Origin of the sequence: Microcoleus harperi Pol14_C6, assembly GCF_036701295.1 — a bacterium.
Lineage (GTDB): Bacteria > Cyanobacteriota > Cyanobacteriia > Cyanobacteriales > Microcoleaceae > Microcoleus.
In genome coordinates this window covers 1-3,615 of sequence record NZ_JAUBQN010000099.1, presented here as the reverse complement: position 1 = coordinate 3,615, position 3,615 = coordinate 1, and the positions used below count along the sequence as shown (strand labels likewise).

Here is a 3,615-nt window from a genome sequence, read left to right as displayed (position 1 = left end):
AAAAAGCCTAAATTAATACCAAGTTAATCAGGATTGGTGAAACCATATATTTTACAATTGATTTAGGATTGCTATAGAGCTTATAGCTATTAGGATATACTTCCTAATAGCAGTAATCGGTAACTCTGTTTATTTTATCCGGGAGTTTTTACAGCAATACAATCCCTTCAGAAAAAACTATGATTAACCGTTAACCGAGAGAATAGTTAGGTCACCGCACGCGATCGCTCAATTAATTGCTGTAACATCCGCTCGATCTCGGCGATCGCTCCCAGGTTGAGACAAAAAACATTCTCAAGGGTAGCGCGTAACTCTGCAACCGTTGAAAGGACGCGGTGTTCTGTTCGACCATCCAAATAATGCACCGTAAACTGATTGTTACACAAGGCATAACGACAATTGGAATCCGGTTTTGCCACCATCAAGTTAGTAACAAAAATCGAGTTGGGATGAGTTGAAACGTACCAATTACTCACCTCATAATCGGGTAATTCTTGCTCCTGAAGATCGAATCTGTAAAGGGATTTCCACTCCTGCTTGATATATGCTTGCATAATGTAGCTGCGATCGGTTGCGATCAATCGAAATGGTTCATGAGATGTAGGTTGTTCAATATCCGGTGTCAAAGCAAGCGGCGCGGTAAGCGTTAATCCTCCGAATCCCACATCTGCAATGTATGGCTCTCCATCAATATTGACCCACAGCACCATATGGCTGCGAGGTGCGATCGTCCCGGATGGCAAATTCCACAGCACACGAGCTGCTAGATTCGTTACCTGAAAGCCAAGAGCAAGCAAAACAGCCCGCAACAGTGAATTTTGCTCAAAACAATAGCCACCCCGTCCCTCGTTGATTAGTTTTTGTTGCAAGGATGCTAAATCCAGCTTCACAGGTTGTTTTAGGAGTGAATTGAGGTTTTCAAAGGCGATCGTTTGGGAATGCCGTTGATGAATTGCCTGTAACGTTGTCAGCCTGGGCGAGCAGTCACCACTATAGCCAATTCGTTGAAAATAGGCATCAAGGTCGATCTCAGTCAGTCGTTGTTGCAATTGCATATTTTATTATCAGAGTCAATGCTGAGTTTCTTCATGGGGAATAATTAATCATTACGTATCCAACGTTCCTTTATGTTTTGCATCGGAGAAATCATAGATTTCGATCGCTCCTTCACGTCGAATCATCGGCTTCTGGCTCGAACCGTCGCCGTTCCCAAGTCAACTACTTCCGAGTGAGTGCCGTCTCCCTTGCCCAGAATCCGCAATGTCTTACTGGCCGACTCACAGTCACGAACGCTCAACTGACTAACTTCGTTTCGTCTCAAAGCATTACCCAACAGCAGGCGCAGCAAAGCACAATCACGCTTAAGAGATAAATTTGTGCGATCGCGCTGTATGACGGTGACTCGGGCGATATTTAGTTTAATGGCAAGTTGGACAATATTAGGGGTTGCAGGCTTAACAAACCCTCAATCTGCTGAAAATTCTCACGGGTTGGGTCGAACGCAGCGATCGCCCCCATCGGGAAATTTCTCGTTCAAACTCCGATCGAAATAATACTGACACCAAAATTCTGCGACTTCTAACAACCTGGGTACGGATTCAGCAACGATACCCGAACCCGACTGCAATCCATAACCTTCTACATATTCTCTAGCTAGTTTATAAGCCCAATAGGGAAAATCTGGCTCTACGAAACACCGCAGCGCATACTCTAGCTTTAGTAAATCTCCGCTGCAGACAAAGCGCACCGTTGTCCACCTAAAATTGCGGTAGTCATCCCCTTGCAAGCCATCAATGTCTCTCAATAAGCTTTTCAGAGATTGTCGGCTTTCGTAACTAGGGTTTTCTCGGTAACTGTCCATCAGCGCGAGCGCTTCACCCACTAATTGTTTTTGCTGCTGCCATTCTTCATCCGTGAAATGTTCTGGACAATTCGCCAGATCCATCTGCTGCAGCACCAGTCGAGCAATGTAGAACGCAAACTTTTCGGCTGCGACTTCATCAGCGCACAAACTTTTGATACTCGTCAGCCTGGTTATCGGTATGGCAAATCGAGCTTTTTCAACTTCTTGGGTGGCTTGAATCCATTTTTGGATTTTCTTAGCAATAGCAAGCTGTTGTTTGTTTTGTTTCATTATAAATTGCCGACTCTTAATATCCTGATTGAAGCAGCGCCTCGTCAAGTAAACCTGTTAGTGGGAGTGTAAGAACCCACTGGTTTAAGTAAGCTAGATCGAGTCGTTCCCCTTGCACCTTCAAAACTCCCAACACATCCCTCCACTGCTTTTGGGAACCGCCAGGAATTAGTTGGTACCAACTGAGTTTTTGCAGAACGATATCTTCGGACGAATAGATGTAAATTCCCTCTTCTGTTAAACCGCTAACAGGGTGAAGCTGGCGACGGCTCATCACGGAAGTCGAAAAAGGGTCATCGCTGCCCATCACAAAAATATCCGCTTTCGACCTAGAAGGCAAATAGATGACATTGAACGATGATTCGCGGGGTGCTGTTCTTGAATTGGCAATCGCTTCAGTCACCGCCGACTCGCTGATGTAAAACTCGCCGGACATGGCATCAATTAACCTCTGTGCTGTTCGCGATTCCAGGTCAATCACTAAGTCTAAGTCTTGCGTAGATCTGTTTTCTCCCAACAGCGAACTTGCTACTGAACCTCCCACTACATAAGGAATATTCAGCAATAGCAAGATGCTGGCTATTTTTTGCGCTAATTCGATCGGATCTGCAATCACGAGTTCACCCCAATCTTTACTGTCTGATAAAACTTTTATCCACTCAGCACCCAAGCACCTTTTAATAAATTCTTGCCGAACTATTGCCTCAGTAGCATTGGGATACTGGTTCTTTATTCCAGATATTGCCAGCCTTCGCACCGCTTGATTAAAAGCGCCAGTCCGCTGTATTTTTGTTAGGGCGTTAACTGTCGCAATAGCTGAAACATCAGCACGTCAACTTCAATGCTGGTATCGATAGATTGTGGCTTGTATCCTGACTTGACTGTGACTGTTGGCATTGGCGGCATGATGCAAGAAGAGTGAGACAGCAGAGATTTCAAAATTATATTACAGAATCTAAGTTTTTCAGACCGCTTTATAACACTGACATTTTTCCTTAGTTATAAGGAAAGTTTAACCCTAAAAAGACTTGCTATAATGATGTCCCAAGCAAAGCCGATAGTTACCAGAGCTACTAACCAGATGCCAAGGTTTAGGCATTGTAATGTTTAATTATTCAACGACAAATTCTGACTGAGACTTTTTTCACACAACTGTTCTTGGGAGAGATTAAGATATGGACTTAAATCAAACGGCTGGCAATGACCGATGGCGATCGCGACTAATAAAAGCTGGAGGGGGTATTCTAGTAATCTTCGGCACAGGTTTAAGCGTTTTTACCTGGAAAGCCTTCTCGCCACCTTCTGTTGGGCGACTACCACTTCCCAAAACTTTAGTTTCTCTAGAATCGCCACAAGGACAACAGCTACTGAACCAGAGCAAGAGCAAACAGGATTTTCAACCGCTTATACCAATTCACTATGAAGGTACACTAAAATATAGGGTAAAAGTAGAGGCAATTCAATATGGCGAACAAACTTCA

Annotated in this window: 5 protein-coding genes; 1 reads left to right on the top strand and 4 read right to left on the bottom strand. The window is 44.1% G+C overall.

What is annotated here, in order from left to right:
• Window positions 1-206: 206 nt before the first annotated feature.
• From QUA27_RS27105 to QUA27_RS27090, 4 genes are all read right to left on the bottom strand, one after another.
• Window positions 207-1,055, bottom strand: a complete 849-nt coding sequence (locus tag QUA27_RS27105) for an arylamine N-acetyltransferase family protein (protein WP_333072135.1) — start codon at window positions 1,053-1,055, stop codon at window positions 207-209.
• Window positions 1,056-1,177: 122 nt separating this feature from the next.
• On the bottom strand, window positions 1,178-1,348 hold the full coding sequence (locus tag QUA27_RS27100; RefSeq protein WP_333072133.1) for a site-specific integrase: 171 nt from the start codon (window positions 1,346-1,348) through the stop codon (window positions 1,178-1,180).
• A 135-nt stretch (window positions 1,349-1,483) separates the two neighbouring features.
• A complete protein-coding gene (locus QUA27_RS27095; RefSeq protein ID WP_333072131.1) occupies window positions 1,484-2,134 on the bottom strand; it encodes a hypothetical protein in 651 nt (216 codons plus the stop codon).
• A gap of 16 nt (window positions 2,135-2,150) precedes the next feature.
• Window positions 2,151-2,891: a hypothetical protein gene (locus QUA27_RS27090; protein ID WP_333072129.1), complete on the bottom strand. Its 741-nt coding sequence runs from the start codon at window positions 2,889-2,891 to the stop codon at window positions 2,151-2,153.
• A gap of 418 nt (window positions 2,892-3,309) precedes the next feature.
• On the opposite strand from QUA27_RS27090, the gene QUA27_RS27085 reads away from it, so the two are divergent.
• Window positions 3,310-3,615: hypothetical protein (locus QUA27_RS27085; protein ID WP_333072128.1), on the top strand; the 306-nt coding region annotated here is incomplete at its 3' end.